The 19081-nt window shown below is 61.8% G+C and carries 22 protein-coding genes, 3 tRNA genes and 1 riboswitch; of the genes, 18 read left to right on the top strand and 7 right to left on the bottom strand.

Annotated features, from left to right (window positions below; all coding sequences use genetic code 11):
- Positions 1 to 5: 5 nt before the first annotated feature.
- The 3 genes from EKH49_RS05890 to EKH49_RS05900 all read right to left on the bottom strand — a co-directional run bounded on the left by EKH49_RS05890 (position 6) and on the right by EKH49_RS05900 (position 301).
- A tRNA-Val gene (locus EKH49_RS05890) sits at positions 6 to 77 on the bottom strand.
- Between the two features lie 26 nt (positions 78 to 103).
- A tRNA-Cys gene (locus EKH49_RS05895) sits at positions 104 to 174 on the bottom strand.
- A gap of 54 nt (positions 175 to 228) precedes the next feature.
- A tRNA-Gly gene (locus tag EKH49_RS05900) sits at positions 229 to 301 on the bottom strand.
- A gap of 192 nt (positions 302 to 493) precedes the next feature.
- Here EKH49_RS05900 and EKH49_RS05905 point away from each other — a divergent pair.
- From EKH49_RS05905 to hisF, 13 genes are all read left to right on the top strand, one after another.
- Positions 494 to 1336: a PD-(D/E)XK nuclease family protein gene (locus EKH49_RS05905; protein ID WP_201739570.1), complete on the top strand. Its 843-nt coding sequence runs from the start codon at positions 494 to 496 to the stop codon at positions 1334 to 1336.
- A 93-nt stretch (positions 1337 to 1429) separates the two neighbouring features.
- Positions 1430 to 1993 carry a peptide deformylase gene (gene def, locus EKH49_RS05910; RefSeq protein ID WP_128470101.1) on the top strand — a complete coding sequence of 188 codons (564 nt, stop codon included), beginning with the start codon at positions 1430 to 1432 and terminating at the stop codon, positions 1991 to 1993.
- A 3-nt stretch (positions 1994 to 1996) separates the two neighbouring features.
- The gene (gene fmt, locus EKH49_RS05915) at positions 1997 to 2929 is read left to right on the top strand and encodes a methionyl-tRNA formyltransferase (RefSeq protein WP_128470102.1); all 933 of its coding nucleotides are present in this window, start codon (positions 1997 to 1999) and stop codon (positions 2927 to 2929) included.
- Positions 2926 to 4449 (top strand): RsmB/NOP family class I SAM-dependent RNA methyltransferase, encoded by a 1524-nt coding sequence (locus EKH49_RS05920; protein ID WP_128470103.1) that lies wholly within the window; start codon positions 2926 to 2928, stop codon positions 4447 to 4449. The genes fmt and EKH49_RS05920 overlap by 4 nt, the downstream gene beginning before the upstream one ends.
- 28 nt (positions 4450 to 4477) lie before the next feature.
- The gene (rpe, locus tag EKH49_RS05925) at positions 4478 to 5140 is read left to right on the top strand and encodes a ribulose-phosphate 3-epimerase (protein ID WP_128470104.1); all 663 of its coding nucleotides are present in this window, start codon (positions 4478 to 4480) and stop codon (positions 5138 to 5140) included.
- 41 nt (positions 5141 to 5181) lie between these two features.
- Positions 5182 to 5319: riboswitch (FMN riboswitch) on the top strand.
- Between the two features lie 115 nt (positions 5320 to 5434).
- A complete protein-coding gene (gene pnuC, locus EKH49_RS05930; RefSeq protein WP_128470215.1) occupies positions 5435 to 6136 on the top strand; it encodes a nicotinamide riboside transporter PnuC in 702 nt (233 codons plus the stop codon).
- Positions 6137 to 6150: 14 nt separating this feature from the next.
- Positions 6151 to 7191 carry a bifunctional diaminohydroxyphosphoribosylaminopyrimidine deaminase/5-amino-6-(5-phosphoribosylamino)uracil reductase RibD gene (gene ribD, locus EKH49_RS05935; protein ID WP_128470105.1) on the top strand — a complete coding sequence of 347 codons (1041 nt, stop codon included), beginning with the start codon at positions 6151 to 6153 and terminating at the stop codon, positions 7189 to 7191.
- A 34-nt stretch (positions 7192 to 7225) separates the two neighbouring features.
- Entirely contained in the window at positions 7226 to 7849 is a 624-nt protein-coding gene (locus EKH49_RS05940) for a riboflavin synthase (RefSeq protein WP_128470106.1), read from the top strand.
- Positions 7849 to 9096 (top strand): 3,4-dihydroxy-2-butanone-4-phosphate synthase, encoded by a 1248-nt coding sequence (gene ribB, locus EKH49_RS05945; RefSeq protein ID WP_128470107.1) that lies wholly within the window; start codon positions 7849 to 7851, stop codon positions 9094 to 9096. The genes EKH49_RS05940 and ribB overlap by 1 nt, the downstream gene beginning before the upstream one ends.
- Before the next feature lie 35 nt (positions 9097 to 9131).
- The gene (ribH, locus tag EKH49_RS05950) at positions 9132 to 9623 is read left to right on the top strand and encodes a 6,7-dimethyl-8-ribityllumazine synthase (protein WP_066138867.1); all 492 of its coding nucleotides are present in this window, start codon (positions 9132 to 9134) and stop codon (positions 9621 to 9623) included.
- Positions 9624 to 9695: 72 nt separating this feature from the next.
- Positions 9696 to 9959, top strand: a complete 264-nt coding sequence (locus tag EKH49_RS05955) for a phosphoribosyl-ATP diphosphatase (protein WP_038991810.1) — start codon at positions 9696 to 9698, stop codon at positions 9957 to 9959.
- 142 nt (positions 9960 to 10101) lie between these two features.
- Entirely contained in the window at positions 10102 to 10950 is an 849-nt protein-coding gene (hisG, locus tag EKH49_RS05960) for an ATP phosphoribosyltransferase (protein WP_038991809.1), read from the top strand.
- A 21-nt stretch (positions 10951 to 10971) separates the two neighbouring features.
- Complete coding sequence (gene hisF / locus EKH49_RS05965; RefSeq protein ID WP_128470108.1) at positions 10972 to 11742, top strand: imidazole glycerol phosphate synthase subunit HisF; 771 nt, start codon at positions 10972 to 10974, stop codon at positions 11740 to 11742.
- Between the two features lie 54 nt (positions 11743 to 11796).
- Here hisF and EKH49_RS05970 read toward each other — a convergent pair whose 3' ends face one another.
- The 4 genes from EKH49_RS05970 to EKH49_RS05985 form a co-directional block, all read right to left on the bottom strand.
- Positions 11797 to 12747 carry a hypothetical protein gene (locus EKH49_RS05970; RefSeq protein WP_161567460.1) on the bottom strand — a complete coding sequence of 317 codons (951 nt, stop codon included), beginning with the start codon at positions 12745 to 12747 and terminating at the stop codon, positions 11797 to 11799.
- A complete protein-coding gene (locus EKH49_RS05975; RefSeq protein ID WP_128470110.1) occupies positions 12711 to 13349 on the bottom strand; it encodes a DUF6318 family protein in 639 nt (212 codons plus the stop codon). The genes EKH49_RS05970 and EKH49_RS05975 overlap by 37 nt, the downstream gene beginning before the upstream one ends.
- Positions 13350 to 13592: 243 nt before the next feature.
- On the bottom strand, positions 13593 to 14228 hold the full coding sequence (locus EKH49_RS05980) for a hypothetical protein (RefSeq protein ID WP_128470111.1): 636 nt from the start codon (positions 14226 to 14228) through the stop codon (positions 13593 to 13595).
- Between the two features lie 102 nt (positions 14229 to 14330).
- Positions 14331 to 14972: a TIGR03085 family metal-binding protein gene (locus tag EKH49_RS05985; protein ID WP_236641064.1), complete on the bottom strand. Its 642-nt coding sequence runs from the start codon at positions 14970 to 14972 to the stop codon at positions 14331 to 14333.
- A gap of 134 nt (positions 14973 to 15106) precedes the next feature.
- Here EKH49_RS05985 and hisI point away from each other — a divergent pair, with 134 nt between their 5' ends.
- From hisI to trpC, 5 genes are all read left to right on the top strand, one after another.
- The gene (gene hisI / locus EKH49_RS05990) at positions 15107 to 15508 is read left to right on the top strand and encodes a phosphoribosyl-AMP cyclohydrolase (RefSeq protein ID WP_128470113.1); all 402 of its coding nucleotides are present in this window, start codon (positions 15107 to 15109) and stop codon (positions 15506 to 15508) included.
- A gap of 103 nt (positions 15509 to 15611) precedes the next feature.
- On the top strand, positions 15612 to 17183 hold the full coding sequence (locus EKH49_RS05995) for an anthranilate synthase component I (protein ID WP_128470114.1): 1572 nt from the start codon (positions 15612 to 15614) through the stop codon (positions 17181 to 17183).
- Positions 17180 to 17770, top strand: coding sequence for a Trp biosynthesis-associated membrane protein (locus tag EKH49_RS06000; RefSeq protein ID WP_128470115.1), 591 nt, complete (start codon positions 17180 to 17182; stop codon positions 17768 to 17770). The genes EKH49_RS05995 and EKH49_RS06000 overlap by 4 nt, the downstream gene beginning before the upstream one ends.
- Before the next feature lie 157 nt (positions 17771 to 17927).
- Positions 17928 to 18176, top strand: coding sequence for an HGxxPAAW family protein (locus EKH49_RS06005; protein WP_128470116.1), 249 nt, complete (start codon positions 17928 to 17930; stop codon positions 18174 to 18176).
- A 1-nt stretch (position 18177) separates the two neighbouring features.
- On the top strand, positions 18178 to 19002 hold the full coding sequence (gene trpC / locus EKH49_RS06010) for an indole-3-glycerol phosphate synthase TrpC (protein WP_128470117.1): 825 nt from the start codon (positions 18178 to 18180) through the stop codon (positions 19000 to 19002).
- The last annotated feature ends 79 nt before the right edge of the window (positions 19003 to 19081 follow it).

The following is a 19081-nucleotide window of genomic DNA, read 5'->3' on the forward strand; positions in this document are numbered from 1 at the left end:
GTCCGTGCGCGATACTGGGATCGAACCAGTGACCTCTTCCGTGTCAGGGAAGCGCGCTACCGCTGCGCCAATCGCGCTAAAAAGATCAGCAATCTTCATTGCGAGGTGGGGACGGGATTCGAACCCGCGTATACGGCTTTGCAGGCCGCTGCCTCGCCTCTCGGCCACCCCACCATACTGACCGGAGTCAGAATGACTAGTTTTACCTAGTCGGTGAATCTTTTTGCGAGCGGACAACGAGGTTCGAACTCGCGACCTCAACCTTGGCAAGGTTGCGCTCTACCAGCTGAGCTATGTCCGCAAAATTTGTTGTTTACTGAACGTTTCCGTTCGCTCCAACGAGTAAAAACTCTATACGAGTTTTCGCATCCCCACAAATCGAAACGCTGAGATCTGGTTCACACGCCCGAAAATCCGCGGAACTACGCGGAAAATTCATTTTTCCGGTACGACTAGGAGCGAAGCAGACCGAACGCGTGCCATGATCGTGTGCATGACGTCACCAAAACTGGCTATTCAAACAGATCTGGGCCGCATGTACTGCCGGCAGGTCGGCGGCGAAGCGATTGTCCCATCCATCACCACAGTCATCTCCATGGACAAGCTGGACCTTTCCGGTTGGGCCGGGTACATGGCGGCCAAGGCACTCTCGGACGATCACCGCCTGGTGCACGCTGTAGGGGACCCTCGCCAATTGCGTTCCCTGGTGCGAGATGCAGCCAGTGCTGCCGAGGCCTATCGGGACTCCGCGGCGGCCCGCGGCGATCGGGTGCATAACTACGCTGAGCAGCGAGCACTGCGGGCGCTGGATCTGGAACATGATTTGGAAGCAGCCCAAGCCGCGCTCGAAGCGAACAACGAGTTGGGGTTCGCGCGCCACTTCGACCAGTGGTGGGATGACTACAATGTCCAGCCCATTGCCGCAGAGGTGACGGTATGGAATCACAGCGTCGGCTACGCGGGCACCATTGACCTGATCGCACAGATCGGCGGCCGAACCTGCCTCGTGGACTACAAGACCAAAAACACCGATCGGGACGGCTTCGTCAAGCGCCCCGATGACAAGGTCATCATGCAGCTGGCGGCCGCTTGCAAGGCGGAGGAGCAAGTGGTGGATGCCGAGCGGGGCGCATGGAAAGAGTGGGGATACGGCACCGACACGATGCTGCTCGCGGTGGCCCTGGGCGAGACCGGTTCGCGGACCTTCATGGCACCGCCGCCGGCATTGCCCGACTACTGGTCGAAGTTCTATGCCTTGCGGCGGAACTGGGAAGCTGCATTCAAGATTGCCCAGTCGCGTGCCTCACTGGTCGAAATCACGCCGCCAGCTCAGTAAAGCCCTCCCTTCACCGCGTAGACTGGAACGGTTAGCTTTCGGCATTGCGAAACCTAATACCAATGTCCACGGCAGGGAAGGTACCAGCGGATTATGGCGATTTTGGGAATTCGGATCATCGGAGACCCCGTTCTACGCACCCCAGCGCAGGAGGTGACCGACTTTGGCCCGGAGCTCCAGAAGCTCGTCGAAGACATGGACCAGACGATGGAAAACGTCACAGGTGCAGGCCTCGCCGCACCTCAGGTTGGCGTGTCCCTGCGCGTCTTCACCTACCAAATTGGCGAAGAACGCGGACATATCGTGAATCCGGTGCTGGAGCTCAGCGACGATTACCAGGACGACCAGATAGAAGGCTGCCTGTCCATCCCGGGCATAGCAGCGCCGGTGCGCCGGCGGCGCCACGTCAAGGCGACCGGCTTCGACAAGTTCGGCAATCCGGTGGAAATCGAAGGTTCCGACATGCTCGCCCGCTGCTTCCAGCACGAAACGGACCACCTGGACGGCATCCTGTTCCTGGACCGGCTGGAACCAGAAGAAAAGAAAGCGGCGTGGCGCACCTTGCGGGCGAACAACTACTCGCAGACCGCCAACGCCACAGTGAAAAAACGTTCAGGGGCCCTCGGCTCCAGCTTTGGCGCAGGATTGGGGTTCTAGCTCATGCGTATTTTGTTCGCCGGCACGCCACAGGTCGCTGTCACTTCCCTGGACTACCTGCACGAAGCCGGCTTTGAAATTGCCGCAGTGCTCACCCGTCCCGATGCTCCGTTGGGTCGCAAACGCGTATTGACTCCCTCTCCGGTAGCTGCCCGAGCCGAGGAACTTGGCCTGCCGATCATCAAGTCCGCCAAGATCACCGAAGAAACAACGGCTGAACTTGCAGCGTTGGACCTTGAAGCAGCGGCCATCGTCGCCTACGGGGGACTGGTCCCAGAAGCGGCCTTGGCCGTCCCAACCCACGGTTGGATCAACCTGCACTTCTCGCTGTTGCCGCACTGGCGCGGTGCCGCCCCCGTGCAGCATTCAATTATCAACGGCGACGACATCACCGGCGCAGTCACCTTCCAGCTGGAAACCGGGTTGGATACCGGACCAGTCTTCGGGCAAGTCACCGAGCGGATCGGAGAGCTGGACACCGCAGGCATCATGCTCGAACGGCTCAGCCGTTCCGGTTCGACCCTGCTGGTGCAGACCCTGCAGGCATTGGATTCAGGCCAGGCGATCGCCGTTCCGCAGTCCGGATCGCACACCTACGCACCGAAGATTACCGACGTGGATGCGGAACTGGACTTCACCCGGACCGCCACCGAAATCCGCAGACGCGCCCACGGAACCACTCCTGCCCCTGGCGCCTGGGTCAAGGTCGCGGACAAGCGCTTCAAATTCGGCCCGCTGCGTGAGCACCGCGAGATCACTGACCTTGCGCCGGGCGAAGTGCGCATTGAACCGGGCAAGCAGCCGAAGGTGTACATCGGCACCGCCACCTGGGCCCTGCAACCCACCGAAATCCAGCCTCCGGGCAAGAAAATGATGAACGCCAGCGACTGGGCACGAGGAGTGCTCACCCAGGGAACGGAAGTGAGCTTCGCATGAGCGGGCAGGAACCTCGCGGTGGACACCGCGATAACGTACGCCGCAACGAGCAGGGACGTACCCGCAACCGCGGCCAGTCCGGCCCGCGCAAGTATTCAGCAGCCGCACCCGGGCAGCGCAAGCGCGCGGCCGATCCGGCACGCCTGGTAGCTTTCAAGACCCTGCGCGAAGTATCCAGTGCGGATGCCTACGCCAACCTGGTGCTGCCGAAGATGATCCGCGAATACCAGCTCGACCGCCGCGACGCGGGCTTCGCCACCGAACTGGCCTACGGGGCCCTGCGCGGCCAGGGCTTCTACGACGCGATCCTGGCCACCTTGGTCGACCGCCCGCTGGCCGAGCTGGATCCGGCGATCCTCGATGCGCTGCGCCTGGGCGCCCACCAGCTGCTGGCCATGCGCGTGCCCAAGCACGCAGCGTTGGATGAAACCGTGTCGCTGGCCCGTGCGCAAATTGGCGCCGGCCCATCCGGCCTGATCAACGCGGTGCTGCGCCGCGTGTCCGCCCAGGAAGCCGCTGCATGGACCGAACAGCTGGGCAACGCCGCCGCATCGGATTCCGAGCGACTGGCCATCGAGCACTCGCACCCGGACTGGATTGTCCGCGCCCTGCGTGGCGCACTGATTGCCCATGGCCGCGACGCGAGTGAACTTGAAGCCCTGCTGGAAGCGGACAACCTGGCCCCAGTGGTGAACCTCGTAGCCTTGCCCGGCCTGGGCGATCTGTCCGGAGCGCTGGAATCCGGCGCAGAGCCAGGCATCCTGCTTGCGGATTCTGCCACCTACAAGCACGGCGACGTCTCACGTGTACCTGGTGTCAAGGAAGGCACCGTGCGCGTCCAGGACGCCGGCAGCCAGGTCATGGCCCGCGCCCTGGCTGCTATCGAATTGCCCGAAGCCGGCGAAGACCGCTACTGGCTCGATATGTGCGCAGGTCCAGGCGGCAAGGCGGCACTGCTCGCGGCGATCGCCGTGCAGCGCGACGCCCGCCTGACCGCCAATGAGCCAACCCCGCACCGTGCCCGGCTGGTCGAGAACTCCTTGGATGCTGTGCCGCATGACTACTGGATGGTCACCGGCGAAGACGGACGCATCTTTGGCGGCGAGGATTATGCGGGGGATTACGACCGCATCATGGTCGACGCGCCATGCTCCGGACTGGGCGCACTGCGCCGCCGCCCGGAATCACGCTGGCGCAAGGCACCACGGGACATCCCTGAGCTGACCAAATTGCAAGGCGAGCTGCTCGACGCCGCCTTCAACGCGGTACGCGTCGGAGGAGTCATCGGCTTCGTCACCTGTTCGCCGCATCAGGCGGAAACCCGCCTCGTTGTGGAAGACTTCTTGAAGCGCCACGAAAATGCTGCTCTGCTGGATACCAGTGCCGCCGTTTCCGCGGTGATGCATCAGGACGCCCCGCCGGCAGGACATGCGCTGGCCGAGGGCAGCACCGTGCAATTGTGGCCCCATGTGCACGGCACCGATGCCATGTTCATGGCAATCCTGACCAAAAAAGCCTAGCCAAGCCCGAGTATTCCGAGGAGCATCCATGCCTAACGCGCGGATCAACCCGTCGATCCTGTCCGCAGACTTCGCGAACCTTGCCAGCGAGCTGGAACGCATCCACACCGCCGACGCGGTTCACGTGGATGTCATGGACAACCATTTCGTGCCCAACCTGACCCTCGGATTGCCGGTGGTTGATGCGCTGCACAAGGTCAGCAAGCTGCCCATCGACGTGCACCTGATGATCGAAAACGCGGATCGCTGGGCCCCGGAATACGCGCAGCTCGGCGTGGACTCGGTAACTTTCCATGCCGAGGCATCGGCAGCCCCAATCCGCTTGGCCCGCGAGCTGAGGTCGGCCGGCGCCAAGGCCTCCATGGCCCTGCGCCCGGCAACGCCGATCGAACCCTACCTGGATATGCTCGGCGAGCTGGACATGGTCCTGCTGATGACCGTGGAACCAGGTTTCGGCGGACAGAAGTTCCTGGATCTGGTCCTTCCGAAGATCAAGCGCGCCCGTGCAGCCATTGACGGCAGCGGCAAGCCGATTGCGCTACAGGTCGATGGAGGCATTTCGCGCGACACGATCTTGCGTGCCGCCGAAGCCGGGGCGGATATCTTTGTTGCCGGTTCCGCGGTGTACTCGGCAGAAGAGCCATCGGTGGAAATCGACGTATTACGCAATCTTGCGCTGGGTGGTCACTAAGACCACGCAAAGTGTGCCAGAATGTTTTCAGTAAACACGAATACGTGCTCCGGGGTCGGTGAAAGTCCGAACCGGCGGTCATAGTCCGCGACCCGCGACCAAAGCCACAAGCTGAGGGAACGGTTGAACTGGTGGAATTCCAGTACCGACAGTTAAAGTCTGGATGGGAGAAGCACGAATTTGATATGCCTTTTGGCACTGCCGATAGCACTCACAGTGGCTATCTTCTAAAGCAGAGCCACAGGCCCATCAAATGCACACCCCCGGAGCCGCCGCTTCGAGAAGGGTGGAATGATGGATTTCCTGCGGTGGCTCATTGAAGCTTTCAACTCACAAATTGCGATCGGCTCGTCGGCACTGCTGGTGCGCGAAGTCGTAGGCAACATCTTCGGCCTGGCCAGCGCCGTGGGCGGCATGCGCCGCAAAGTCTGGGCCTGGCCCATTGGCATAGCCGGCAACCTCCTGCTGCTGACAGTCTTCCTGGGCAGCATTTTCGATACCGGGTACACGGCCAATCTCTGGGGCCAAGCAGGCCGCCAAATCATGTTCATTGCCGTATCGGTCTTCGGCTGGTACCGCTGGAAGCAGGCCAAGGACGGCACCGGCAGCGCAGTGACCCCGCAATGGGCGTCCGGCAAGACCCGACTGGGCCTGATTGCCGTGCTGATCCTCGGCACCGTCGCATTGACCCCGATCTTCCGCATGCTCGGTTCCTACGAGCCGGTCTGGGCGGATGCTTGGACCTTCGTCGGCTCGTTGCTCGCGACCTACGGCATGGCCAAGGGCTGGGTCGAATTCTGGCTGATCTGGGTTGCCGTCGACGCCGTGGGCGTGCCACTGCTGTTCTCCGCCGGATACTACGCCAGCGCATTCATGTACCTGTTCTACGGCGCCTTCACCCTGGTCGGCTTCTTCGTCTGGGCCAACTCCAAGCGCGGCGCCAAACCCCAGGTTGAAACCGAAATGCTCGATCCGACCATTTCGCGCAAACGCTGAAAGGCGACAGGACCATGATTACGACCCAGCAGCTCGACGCGGCATTGCGCACTGCACTGGAAACCGCCGGACGCGGCCACCGCGGAGCCAACCCGCTGGTCGGCGCCTGCGTTTTGGATGCAGAGGGAAATATCATTGCTACCGGTTTCCATATCGGTGCAGGACACCCGCACGCCGAGATCGACGCATTGCGCCGACTGGGCAAGATGCCTGCGGCCAAGGCCCGCGAGCTGACGATGGTAGTCACCCTCGAACCCTGCAACCACACCGGCCGCACCGGTCCCTGCGCCCAGGCCATCGTGGAAGCCGGCATCGGCCACGTGTACTATGCGGTTCCGGACAACACCGCCGCCAGCGGAGGCGCCGACTATCTGCGCAGCCACGGAACCCAGGCTACCCAGCTGGCCGATTCCTCCGCCGCGAAGCAGCTGAACCACCGCTGGTTCATCGCCAAGGAGGAGGGCCGGCCGTTCATCACCGTCAAGATGGCGCAGTCGCTCGACGGCCGGATCAACGCACCGGACGGCACGAGCCAGTGGATCACGTCCACGGCCTCGCGCAATCACGCGCACGCCCTGCGCTCGCGAGTCGATGGCATCCTCGTCGGCACCAGCACCGCGCTTATCGACAACCCGCGGTTGAGCGCCCGCACACCCGATGGCCAGCTGCATGAGCGCCAGCCCTTCCGGCTGGTCATGGGCGAACGCGATCTGCCGGCCGATCTGGCGCTCGCCCAGGGAGACGACTGGGCGCAGATCCGCAGCCACGACGTGCACGAGGCGATCGCCCGGGCCAATGAGCTGGGCCTGGCCCATCTGCTGGTTGAAGGCGGCGCAACGGTCGCCTCGGCCTTCATCGCAGCCGATCTGGCCGACGAGATCTACTGCTACCAGGCGCCGCTGCTGATCGGCGCGGGCACCACTTCGGTCAACATGCCGAGCACCACCACGCTTGCCGATGCGCGGCGCTTCCGGCTGGACTCGGCCAGCAACGAATCGCTGACCCGGCTGGGCGATGACATTGCCCTGCATCTGGAACCGCTGCCCCGCGACTGATCGCAGGCAACCCTAAATTTTTCAAGGAGTAAACATGTTCACCGGAATCGTCACCGGCCAGGGAGCCATCGAAGGCATCGAGACCTTCACCGGCAAGGACCTGGCAGTACTGACACTGCGCGCCCCAGGCCACACCGACAACCTGGGCCTGGGCGGCTCACTGGCCGTCAACGGGGTCTGCCTGACCGCCACCGAGCTGGAAGGCGAGAAGCTCAGCGTCGACGTCATGGGCGAAACCCTGCGCCGCACCACCATCGGCGCCCTGAAAACCGGCGACAAGGTCAACCTGGAACGCTGCACCCCGGCCGGCGGCCGGCTCGACGGACACGTGGTGCAGGGCCACGTGGACACCGTCGGCACGGTGCTGGCCCGCGAAGACCACGGCCAGTGGACCACCTTCCGCATCGGTATCGACGACGCGTACGCGCCGCTGACCGCCGAAAAGGGCTCCATCGCGCTGGACGGCATTTCGCTGACCATCACCGCGGTCTCCCCGGCAGCGGATGCCGGCAACCACTGGGTCGAGGTCGGCATCATCCCGATCACCCTCGCCGAAACCACCATGGGCACCCGACAAGTCGGCGACAAGATCAATATCGAGGTCGACGTGCTCGCCAAGTACGTGGCACGCCTGCACGAATTCGGAGGCCAGCAGTAATGGCTACGTCAACCCTTGATCCCATCCCAACCGCGCTGGCGGCCCTTGCCGCGGGTCGTGCAGTTGTCGTTGTCGACGACGAAGACCGCGAGAACGAAGGCGACATCATCTTCGCCGCCCAGCACGCCACGGCCGAACTGATGGCCTTCACCATCCGCTACACCTCGGGGGTGATCTGCGTGCCGCTCGGCGCGCAACGTGCCGACGCGCTGCGTCTGGCTCCGATGGTCGGCATCAACCAGGACGCCAAGGGAACCGCTTTCACCGTCACCTGCGATGCCGCCGAAGGCATCACCACCGGCATTTCAGCCGCCGATCGTGCATTGACCAGCCGCCTGCTGGCCGACCCGGCTACCCAGCCGTCCCAGCTCTCCCGACCGGGCCACATCTTCCCGCTGCGCGCCGCAGCCGGGGGAGTGCTTGAACGCCGGGGCCACACCGAAGCAGCAGTGGACCTGTGCCAGGCCGCCGGGCTGGAACCGGTGGGCGTGATCGGCGAGATCACCAAGGACGACGGCGAAATGATGCGCCTGGATGACCTGCGGGTCTTCGCCGCCGTGCATGACCTGCCGCTGATCTCCATCGACGACCTGGCCCGCTGGCGACGGGTCAACGACGAGATCGAGCTGACCGACCCGATCAAGCTGCCTACTGCGTTCGGGGACTTCACCGCCAGAGCAGCCACCGCAGAGAACCACGAGCACATCGTGCTCAGCCATGAAGGTCCCAATGGCGGCGCGCCGGGCAACATGGTGCGCATCCATTCGGAGTGCCTCACCGGGGACATCTTCGGCTCCTACCGTTGCGACTGCGGCGAACAGCTGCATGCCTCGTTGGAAGCCATCGCCCGCGAAGGCGGCCACGTCATCTACATCCGCGGGCATGAAGGCCGTGGCATCGGGCTGGCCAACAAGCTGCGCGCCTACGCGTTGCAGGAAGGGGGCATGGACACCCTGGACGCCAACCTGCATTTGGGCTTCCCGGCCGACGCACGCGAATACTTCGCCGTTGCCGCGATCCTCAAGGCCATGGGCCTGGACGAGATCCGCTTGCTGAGCAACAACCCGGACAAGCAGCAACAACTGAACGACGCGGGAATCAAGGTGGCCGAGCTGGTCGGCCTGCAGATCGCGCCGCGCGAGCAGAACTCCGCCTACCTGCGGACCAAGCAGATTCGCTTTGGCCACCATCTGGACCTGCCCGATACCGACGATGGCCAGCAGCCCGACGCCTACCACGGCGCCTGAACACGACGAATCCAGAAGAACCAAGGAGCATCAAGATGAGCAAGCATGGCGCACCAACCGATGTCAGCGAACAGCTGGCCGCCCTGGCCAGTGACGAGAAGTTCTCCCAGCTCAAGGTGGCCATCGTGGCCGCCAGCTGGCACGAAGTGATCATGAACGGACTGATTGACGGTGCCCAGCGCGCCGCCAAGGACGCCGGCCTGGAATCCAGCACCACCCTGATTCGGGTACCGGGCACTTTCGAGTTGCCGGTCGCGGCTTCCACCCTCGCCGGGGACTACGACGCGGTCATCGCGCTGGGTGTGGTCATCCGCGGAGGTACACCGCACTTCGACTATGTCTGCATGGCAGCGACCAATGGCTTAACCAATGTGAGTGTGGACACCAAAACCCCTATCGGTTTCGGCGTGCTCACCTGCGATAACGAAGAGCAGGCTCTGGATCGCGCTGGCTTGGAGAACTCCAGCGAGGACAAGGGCTATGAAGCCTACTCGGCTGCCGTGATGACAGTCGCCGCACTGCCTTAGCATCGGGCCGGTCCTGTCACAAAGGGGCACCAGAATACGGCCCCGGTCAAGAAAACAGCTAGGATTAGTTCCGTGAAAACTTTTGACGAGCTCTTCAGCGAACTATCGCTCAAGGCACAATCCCGCCCGGAAGGCTCACGTACTGTCACCGAACTCGACTCTGGTGTCCACGGCATCGGCAAGAAGATCGTCGAGGAAGCCGCCGAAGTTTGGATGGCTGCGGAGTACGAAACCGATGAGGCCGCGGCGGAGGAAATCTCCCAGTTGCTGTACCACTTGCAGGTTCTCATGATCGCCAAGGGCATGACCTTGGCCGACGTTTACAAGCATCTATAGCCGTCGCGCGACTGCGGCCTGATCCACTGCAGATCAGGCCGCAGTCAACGCACGGCGGCAGAAACAACGGCCAACGAACTAATCCTTGGCGCTTGTTTATGGCTAATCGCCGCAGCGCCATTCATGACGAAATGAGTCAAAAATGCTCCGCGTAGCCCTACCCAACAAGGGTGCCCTGTCCGAAATCGCTTCCACCATGTTCAAAGAAGCCGGCTACCTCCAGCGCCGCGATTCCCGCGAACTGGTCCTGGTCGACGAGGACAACCAAGTCGAATTCTTCTATCTGCGTCCCCGCGATATCGCCGTCTATGTCGGCCGCGGAATCCTGGACGTAGGCATCACCGGCCGCGACCTGTACCTCGATGCAGATGTCGACGACGCTGTCGAAGAGCAGCTCTCGCTGGGCATCGGCAAGTCGACCTTCCGCTTCGCTGCCCCGGTTGGCGCGTTCAACGATGCCCAGCAGCTCAATGGCAAGCGCATTGCCACCAGCTACGACGTGCTGCTGCGCCACTACCTCGAGAAGTCTGGCATCGAAGCTTCGATCGTCCGTCTTGATGGCGCCATCGAGTCCTCTGTCCGCCTTGGCGTAGCCGATGCAATTGCCGACGTCGTGGAAACTGGCAACACCATCAAGGCCGCCGGCATGGAGATCTTCGGCGATCCGCTGCTGAACTCCGAAGCGGTCATGATTGGCCGTGTCGGGCACAAGCCATCCGGCCTGGATGTGCTGATCCGCCGTCTCAACGGGGTGCTTGTCGCCCGCCAGTACGTCATGCTCGACTACGACGTACGCCGCGAGCTGGCCGACAAGGCCTGCGCACTGACCCCAGGCCTGGAATCGCCAACCGTGTCGGACCTTGCCAACTCCGAGTGGGTCGCCGTGCGCGCCATGGTCAAGAAATCGCAGACCAACAACATCATGGATGAGCTGTACGACGTTGGCGCGCGCGCCATCTTGGTCAGCCAGATCCACGCCTGCCGCATCTAACGAGACAAGGAAATTTCGCTGATGAGCGTTGCAATTCGTGTTATTCCTTGCCTCGATGTCGATGCCGGACGCGTCGTCAAGGGCGTCAACTTCGTGGGCCTTCGCGATGCTGGCGATCCAGTCGAGCTTGCCCGCCGCTACAACGACGCAGGCGCCGACGAACTGACCTTCCTCGATGTCACCGCATCCAGCGCGGATCGTGAAACCACCTACGAAGTGGTCCGCCATACCGCAGAAGAAGTCTTCATCCCGCTGACCGTGGGCGGTGGCGTCCGCACTGCTGAAGACGTTGATCGCCTGCTACGGAACGGTGCCGACAAAGCCTCGATCAACACCGCGGCGGTGAACCGTCCTGAGGTCATCAACGAGATCACCCAGCGCTTCGGCTCCCAGGTGCTCGTGCTGTCCCTGGACGCGCGCCGCACCGATGATCCATCTATCGCATCGGGCTATGAGGTCACCACCCATGGCGGTCGAACCGGCACCGGCATGTGTGCCGTCGCCTGGGCCAAGGAAGCCGCTGAACGAGGCGTGGGGGAGATCCTGCTGAACTCGATCGATGCTGATGGCACCAAGGATGGATTCGATCTGGAAATGATCCGTGCGGTTCGCGCCGAGGTCTCGGTTCCGCTGATCGCATCGGGTGGCGCGGGTAAGCCTGAGGACTTCCCTCCAGCGATCGAAGCGGGTGCCGACGCAGTATTGGCAGCCTCGATTTTCCACTTCGGACCGAAGGACATGATCGCCAAGGTTAAGCAAGCGATCCGCGAAGCTGGTTACCCAGTTCGCTAGGATCCAAGCATGAGGCCCAGCACCACATGGCGCTGGGCCTCATGCTGTACTTGGCTAATCGTTGGCAATGAGCTCCTTCTCAGTGCGCCAAACGTCGATTTCAATCGGTGTGCTTGCGACGGCGGCTTGACCGGGTATGGCCTGCCATGGGCCTCCATCGACGCTGAATTCTCCTCGGTAGAGGGTGGTAACCCCGACCTTGAACTTGCCAGTCTCACCATAAGAATGACTCGTGGGGGTTTCATCTCTCAATGTATGGTTTGGCGCTGGCTCTCCAGGGAAATCTAAATTCCGAGTGGTCCCGTCACCATAGTTCCAATTCCATTGAATCGGAATCGCCTTTATTCGAACGGTGGATCCAGATAAATTTGAATTGAATGTTTGATTTTCCGCAGTCGCCCATAGATGAGTGTGTCCATTCCGCAGGGAAAACTCATTAGGTTCGCTCTTAATAGTGGATGCCTTGATTGGATAAGATCTGAACCGCTCGATGTCAATTAAGATTTCTGGAACCAGTTGATCTTTAGGGATCTCAAATTGGGGAGGATCGCCCGGACAAAAACGATATTGTCTTACGAATCGTCCTTCGTCATCGACGAGTTGGCGTGTGATCGGATAAGTTCCGTCATCACAACGGGCTTGATCGGGATTGCTGTCACAACTATTGACAGACTCTTGACCGGGTATGCAGGCATCAAAATCACGGTACATGAATTTCTTATTCTTGGGGATTTTCTCAAGATCATATTCGTCGTGTTTTTCGCGATCTTTCCGGTTATTTATATTGTTCCTAGGCGCATCATCGGGGGAGTTCCTTTCCGTATACCTTTCTTCGATTTCATCGTTGTTGAAAAACACCTGATCCTTGTCAGAAGCGGACTTTTCGGTGAGTATGACAGTATTTGAGAGTAAAGTAATGCCAAGGGAAACTGCAAGAAGTGTGATTGACAATTCTGCTCTGAGCCTCATCAGTCTTCCACTCCGGCAATCGAGTAAATTTTCCACTGTTTATCGAATTCTAATCCTAGTGCAGTTTCTGTGGCTCCAAGTTCAGAGAGTTCTGAATCGATTTCATTTGGAACTAAGTAATATTGGGCGGCGTCAGCGGTGTATCGAACTGTAACAATTGCGAGATTCTTGCCAGAAATATACGAGTCGATTACTTCAGGATGGTATTTTCCGCCAACTTGCCATTTTCCGCTTATTTCTGCTCTGGATGCAGGGTCAATAGTAGATTCTTTGCAGACAGTGCAGTCTGAGGTTGTTACCTTCCCAATTAAGTCCGGGTCACGAGTTTCGATTGTGTAATTGACCAAATCGAAGTAGTGCTCCGCGAAGGCAGCGGCACCCTCTTCAGAATTCTTTTTGGCTGCAGCTGGCAGATTGGGGACAGGGACATTTTTAGCTGGGCCATTTGCCGATGCCGGTTCATATTTATCAGTTTCACTCGCCGAGGGGGAAACTGACTTAGGCGATGTCGCCGAGGGAGCTGCTTCGACAGTCGACGCTGAGCTGGTTGGTTCCTCAGTGTTCCCTGTGCTGCAGCCAGATAGTGCGAGTGCAACTGCTGCAAACGACGCGACAACTGCAATTTTCCGCGTATCCATTCGAACTCTCCATGATCATTGGGAATGCGAGGTTGTGCGCCATCCTATGCCCGTGTTTCAAGAAAGTGGAGAGTTTTCGATGAATCTGTGGAAAACTAGCCGCGCCCTATCTCGGAAGCACTGTGAACTCTCACGACGATTGATGCTGGTCAGGCGTGCATAGATGAACCTCATGACCACCGGCTGCCGGCATTGGCGTCAGCGTAGAACTGAGCAGTGGAACTGGTTCGAATGAATCCAGGCTCAAGTGTCGCGCCGCGTTGCTGAACGTGGATTATCAAGCGAGACGTCAGAGACTTTCCACCCGGTGTCGGTATATTCAAGTCCTACGGTGATCTCACCCAGATTTTGTTCTTCGAAGAATATGACTTCCTGATCTGGTCGTAGCAGGGAGCGTGGGGACAAGGTGAGCTCTCCCATCAGGTAGGCCTGGTTTCCGTCGAACTGGACGATGTAGTCCGTGTGGAGATAGTGGTAGCCCCCGATCTGGATGTCTTCTGGCCCTTTTCTCAGGTCGTCTAGCTCTTGAAACGTTTTCCAGCATTGCTCTAATTCGCATTTGCCAGTAACTATCGGCGCGAAATCGGCGGGGGAACGATAGAGGATTTCGTAATCGAGAAATCGGAAGAAGCGCCGTGCCGCTTCGAGCGCCCCGTAATCCGATTTTTCATACAGAAGGCTTGCCGAGTCTGGAGGATCCGGTTCGCTGGGTGGCGTCGCCTCTGAGGTGTAAGATCCGGTCGGCGATGAAGCCGAAGATTCGGCCTCGGCCGGTGCTACGGACATGAACAACGCCGGTATCAAGGCGATCAGGACGAAAGCGGGGACTGCGGCAATGGCTGCACTAGAGCCGTGGCGAATAACCTTGTGCGCGTTCATGTTCAAGCTCCGAAGCTGCTGGATATCGAATGCTCGAAATCCTAAGCCGGTGCGAAGCGAACTTGGATGCCAGATCCACGAATGTGGATAACCGGGCGAGGCTTAAAGTCCCGGCTTGAATCCCTTGACGATTTCCAAAGCGGTTTCGCCGCCCTCGAACAAGACCAGGCTCTGGTCGATGCGGCCGAACGAGTACATCATCAGTTCGGTCACCGGCCCGGTAATGGACACAGCGTTTGGCGCCTTCTTGGCAACATGGCGCTGGCCATCGGGACGCGTGAGAATAATGCCGATGGGCGCGTGGCGGAACAGCAGCCGGGACATGCGGGTCAGCGACTGCCAGAGCAGTTCTGTGTACTCCTTGTCCAGCACCCGCGGAGCCCATTGGCCGCGGGCCCGGCGAACATCCTCGGTATGGATGAAGAACTCCGAGAGGTTCGCCGACTGGTTGACCTTGTCGATGGCGAACGGCGAGAACGCGGGCGGACCCGAGCGGAAGCTGCGGACCAATTTCGCGTAGCCTTCCGGGGTCTGCGCCACGACCACCATCTGGTTCAGTTTCGCTTCAAGCTTCTTGGAAAGCGGCTTGAAGAACGTGCCGGCGGAAAGCAGCGAGCTTTCGCGCAACACGAGGTGCGCGGCGAGATGGCGGGTTTGCCAACCGTCGCAAAGGGTGTCGGCGGTAGGTCCTGCCGCAAGCAGGGTCTCGGCCAACGCAAGTCTGGAAGCCTGAACTAAGTGCATCACTTCTGAAACTAGCACGCTGCAACTGACTAATTGTGCAAGGCGAGAGAGGTGTCGCCCAGTCGGCATGGCGCGTCGACGAGCGGTACGTCACAGGTCTCAGGATTCCGCGGAAAACCAGTATGCTAATGGGGATGCCTACTTCTAACGACGGCTCGATTCCGAGCCCTGAATCCCACAGCCTCGACCCGGAGATCGCCTCGCGCCTCAAGCGCGATGCCAATGGCCTTATTGCCGCCATCGCGCAGCAGTACGATTCCGGGAAGGTCTTGATGCTCGGCTGGATGGACGATGAAGCGCTGCACCGCACGCTGACCACCGGCCGAGTCACCTTCTATTCGCGCTCCCGGCAGGAATACTGGCGCAAGGGCGACACCTCCGGCCACTATCAGTTCGTGAAGTCCGTGGCCCTGGACTGCGACGGCGACGCGCTGCTCGTCCAGGTCGACCAGATGGGCGCCGCATGCCACACCGGCACCGAATCCTGCTTCACCGATCGCGAATTGCCGGCCGTGGTGGGCCACCGCCCCGAGTAGGACTGCCGAAGCACCGGCAGCCGCAGCAGGCGATCGCCGAGAATTGAGCACCCAGCTGCGCGTTGCAGCACCGGCTCGAAGAACACGTAGAAGAAGAACATTGATGAAAACCCTTGGCAAGATTTCCCCGTCCCGCGAGTCCTTCCGCGCCATGGCCGCGAACCGCCGCGTCATCCCGGTCACCATCACCGTGCTGGCCGATTCGCTCACGCCGATCGGCCTGTATCGCACGCTGGCACAGGGGCGGCCCGGCACCTTCCTGATGGAATCGGCGGCCCCGGGCGGCGTCTGGAGCCGCTATTCGTTCATCGGGGTGAATTCGCCGGCCACGCTGAGCACCCGCGGGGGAGAAGCCTACTGGCAGGGGCACGCTCCCGACGGCCTGCCCACCGGCGGGGCCGGCGTGGAGGTGTTGCGCGACACCGTGCGTGCGCTGAAAACCGAACCGGTTCCCGGCATGCCTCCGCTGACCGGCGGCATGGTCGGCTTCATCGGCTGGGAATGCGTGCGGCACTGGGAGAAGCTGCCCAACCCTCCGGCGGACGACCTGAACCTGCCGGAGCTGAGCATGAATCTGGTCGCCGACATGGCGGCCCATGATGCGGCCGAAGGCACGGTCACGCTGATCGCCAACGCCATCAACTTCAATGGCAGCGACGAGAACGTCGATGCGGCCTACGACGGCGCCGTCGCCCGCCTGCAGGCGATGCTCGACCAGCTCGCGGTGCCGGTGGATTCGGCAGCGGCGGTGCTCACCGGCACCGATGTGCCGCGCGAAACCCTGATGGACGCCGTCACCCATTCCTGGGATGAGAACGAATACCTGGCAACGCTGGCCAAGTCCAAGACCGCGATCGTGGACGGAGAGGTCTTCCAGATCGTCGTCTCGCGCCGCTTCGAGCTGGAAACCCAGGCCGACGCGCTGGATGTCTACCGGGTGCTGCGCGCAACCAATCCGAGCCCGTACATGTACCTGTTCAACTTCGTCAACGAGGACGGCGAACGCTTCGAGATCGTCGGCTCCTCGCCAGAAGCGCTGGTCACGGTGAACGACTCGCACGTGGTCACGCACCCGATCGCTGGCTCCCGGCCGCGCGGGGCCAATTACGAGGACGACCAGCTGCATGAGAAGTCGCTGGTCAACGACGAGAAGGAACGCGCCGAGCACCTGATGCTCGTGGACCTATCGCGCAACGACCTCTCGCGGGTGTGCAAGGCCGGCACCGTGGAAGTCACCCAGTTCATGGAGGTCGAGCGCTTCAGCCACATCATGCACCTGGTCTCCAACGTGGTCGGCAAGACCCGCGACGACGTGGACGCCTACGACGTGCTCGCCGCGACCTTCCCGGCCGGCACGCTCTCCGGGGCGCCGAAGCCCCGCGCCCTGCAGCTGCTCGACGAGTACGAGCCGTACCGCCGCGGCATCTATGGCGGCGTGGTCGGCTACCTGGACTTCGCCGGCGACATGGACATGGCCATCGCCATCCGCTCCGCGCTGCTCAAGGGGGACCGCGCCTACGTGCAGGCCGGCGGCGGCATCGTGAACGATTCGAAGTTCGCCGACGAGGCACTGGAAACCGTGAACAAGGCGGCCGCCCCGCTGCGCGCCGTCTGGGCCGCGCAGTCCATGCGTGCCGCCCACACCATCAACACCGAATCAGGTGAAGCGAAGTGAAGAAATTGACCAGCGCCCGCAGCCTTGCACTTTTCGGCCTGGCCGGCGCACTGATCGGCCTCTGGTCGGCCACCCGGACCTGGGTCACCGTTGATGTGGCCTCCAGCTCCGTGCAGATCCCGCAGATTGTCGTTGACGGGGCGACCGCGGCCGCCTCGGTCACCGCGGTCTCCGTGGTGGTGCTGGCCGGTTCGCTGGCGCTGCTGATCGCCGGGAAGATCGCCCGCTACATCATCGCGGCGATCTGCCTGCTCGCCGGCGCCACGGTGATCACCGCCGGCATTGGCGCGCTGCGCGACCCGCAGGCCGTGGCCTCCACCGCCGTGGCCGAAGCCACCGGCCTGGCCCAGAACGCCGGCGAGTACACGCTCACCGCGTGGCCGGCAGTAGCGGTGATTGCCGGCGTGCTGATCGTGCTGCAGGCGGTGCTGGTGCTGGTCTTTGCCGGACGCTGGCCCGCGAAGGCCAGCAAGTACGACCGGCAAGCGGCCAAGGCCAGCGTGGAGCCCAAGGACCAGTCCTCGCGCAATATCGCCAGCTGGGAGCAGCTCTCGCAGGGCGAAGACCCGACCGCTGGCGGGAAATAGCCCGAGCCGAGCGTGATTCGCACCACCGGCGCGCAACGAAGGCCCCTGGAATAGGAGGTTCTCGCGCGCAGGTGGCAGAATGGAACCTGAAGACCAACGTCCTTCGGCAGCAACGCCCTGCCGGGGCGCAGCATCACAACATGAGGAGACATCGAACATGTCGCAGAACACCGAGATCGATCCGGTTTACACCGAAGAGATTGGCCACGGCAACTCCATCGCAGCGTGGGCCTGCGTGCTGACCATGATTGTCGGTGCAATCGTGGCAGGCGTCGCCTTCGCCTTCCTCGCCTGGTCCATCGTCTGGGTCGGTTGCGGCATCGTCGTAGTCGGCCTGTTGCTGGGTTGGATCCTGAAGGCAGCCGGTTTCGGCGTCGGGGGCGCTCGCAGTGGAGCATCGCACTAAATTGACTGTTCTTGATGACATCATCGCGGGCGTCCGGGAAGACCTGGGCGCCCGTCGCGCAATCACCAGCCTGGAAGCGATCAAGCAGGCAGCGGCGGCTGCCGCCCCTGCACGTGATGCGTTCGCCGCGCTGGGCGGCCACACCGATCAGGCCGCCCGCGACACCACGCTGCGTGTAATCTCCGAGGTAAAGCGCAAGTCCCCGTCCAAGGGCGCGCTGGCCGATATCCCGGAGCCCGCCGTCCTGGCCGCCGAGTACGAAGCCGGTGGCGCCTCGGTGATTTCCGTGCTGACCGAAGCGCGCCGCTTCGGCGGTTCGCTCCAGGATCTCGATGCGGTGCGCGCCGCCGTGCAGATCCCGGTGCTGCGCAAGGATTTCACGGTCGACGAGTACCAGATCTACGAAGCCCGCGCGCACGGCGCTGACCTCGTGTTGCTCATTGTTGCGGCGCTGAATGATGAATTGCTGGCATATTTCCTAGAATTGACTCACCAGCTGGGAATGAACGCCCTGGTGGAAACCCATACCGAGGAAGAAATCGCCCGCGCCATCAAGGCCGGGGCGAAGATCATCGGCGTGAATGTGCGCAACCTGAAGACGCTGGACGTCGATCCGGCCACCTTCGGCAAGCTCGCACCGCTGCTGCCGTCCGAGGCGGTGATCGTCGCCGAATCCGGTGTGGAATCCACCGAGCAGGTTGCCCAGTACGGTGCGGCCGGCGCCGACGCGATCCTCGTGGGCGAGGCGCTGGTGAAGCACGCCGATCCGCGCGCTTCGGTCGCCGCGTTCATCAAGGCCGGCACCGACGCCAAGCCGCAGCGCTAGCCGCGCACGGCAGCGTCGGACCCAGAATTGCATTTCGTGCCCCGCAGGAGCTTCCGGCGGGGCACGAGACTTACCACGA

Origin of the sequence: Glutamicibacter sp. HZAU (assembly GCF_004100365.1) — a bacterium.
GTDB classification, from domain to species: Bacteria; Actinomycetota; Actinomycetes; order Actinomycetales; family Micrococcaceae; genus Glutamicibacter; species Glutamicibacter nicotianae.

What these genes read in the sequence shown, in the direction of transcription:
- EKH49_RS05905 (WP_201739570.1), top strand. Translation starts at nt 494, where the DNA reads ATGACGTCACCAAAACTGGCTATTCAAACAGATCTGGGCCGCATGTAC.
- def (WP_128470101.1), top strand. Translation starts at nt 1,430, where the DNA reads ATGGCGATTTTGGGAATTCGGATCATCGGAGACCCCGTTCTACGCACC.
- fmt (WP_128470102.1), top strand. Translation starts at nt 1,997, where the DNA reads ATGCGTATTTTGTTCGCCGGCACGCCACAGGTCGCTGTCACTTCCCTG.
- EKH49_RS05920 (WP_128470103.1), top strand. Translation starts at nt 2,926, where the DNA reads ATGAGCGGGCAGGAACCTCGCGGTGGACACCGCGATAACGTACGCCGC.
- rpe (WP_128470104.1), top strand. Translation starts at nt 4,478, where the DNA reads ATGCCTAACGCGCGGATCAACCCGTCGATCCTGTCCGCAGACTTCGCG.
- pnuC (WP_128470215.1), top strand. Translation starts at nt 5,435, where the DNA reads ATGGATTTCCTGCGGTGGCTCATTGAAGCTTTCAACTCACAAATTGCG.
- ribD (WP_128470105.1), top strand. Translation starts at nt 6,151, where the DNA reads ATGATTACGACCCAGCAGCTCGACGCGGCATTGCGCACTGCACTGGAA.
- EKH49_RS05940 (WP_128470106.1), top strand. Translation starts at nt 7,226, where the DNA reads ATGTTCACCGGAATCGTCACCGGCCAGGGAGCCATCGAAGGCATCGAG.
- ribB (WP_128470107.1), top strand. Translation starts at nt 7,849, where the DNA reads ATGGCTACGTCAACCCTTGATCCCATCCCAACCGCGCTGGCGGCCCTT.
- ribH (WP_066138867.1), top strand. Translation starts at nt 9,132, where the DNA reads ATGAGCAAGCATGGCGCACCAACCGATGTCAGCGAACAGCTGGCCGCC.
- hisG (WP_038991809.1), top strand. Translation starts at nt 10,102, where the DNA reads ATGCTCCGCGTAGCCCTACCCAACAAGGGTGCCCTGTCCGAAATCGCT.
- hisF (WP_128470108.1), top strand. Translation starts at nt 10,972, where the DNA reads ATGAGCGTTGCAATTCGTGTTATTCCTTGCCTCGATGTCGATGCCGGA.
- EKH49_RS05975 (WP_128470110.1), bottom strand. Translation starts at nt 13,349, where the DNA reads ATGGATACGCGGAAAATTGCAGTTGTCGCGTCGTTTGCAGCAGTTGCA.
- EKH49_RS05980 (WP_128470111.1), bottom strand. Translation starts at nt 14,228, where the DNA reads ATGAACGCGCACAAGGTTATTCGCCACGGCTCTAGTGCAGCCATTGCC.
- EKH49_RS05985 (WP_236641064.1), bottom strand. Translation starts at nt 14,972, where the DNA reads ATGCACTTAGTTCAGGCTTCCAGACTTGCGTTGGCCGAGACCCTGCTT.
- hisI (WP_128470113.1), top strand. Translation starts at nt 15,107, where the DNA reads ATGCCTACTTCTAACGACGGCTCGATTCCGAGCCCTGAATCCCACAGC.
- EKH49_RS05995 (WP_128470114.1), top strand. Translation starts at nt 15,612, where the DNA reads ATGAAAACCCTTGGCAAGATTTCCCCGTCCCGCGAGTCCTTCCGCGCC.
- EKH49_RS06005 (WP_128470116.1), top strand. Translation starts at nt 17,928, where the DNA reads ATGTCGCAGAACACCGAGATCGATCCGGTTTACACCGAAGAGATTGGC.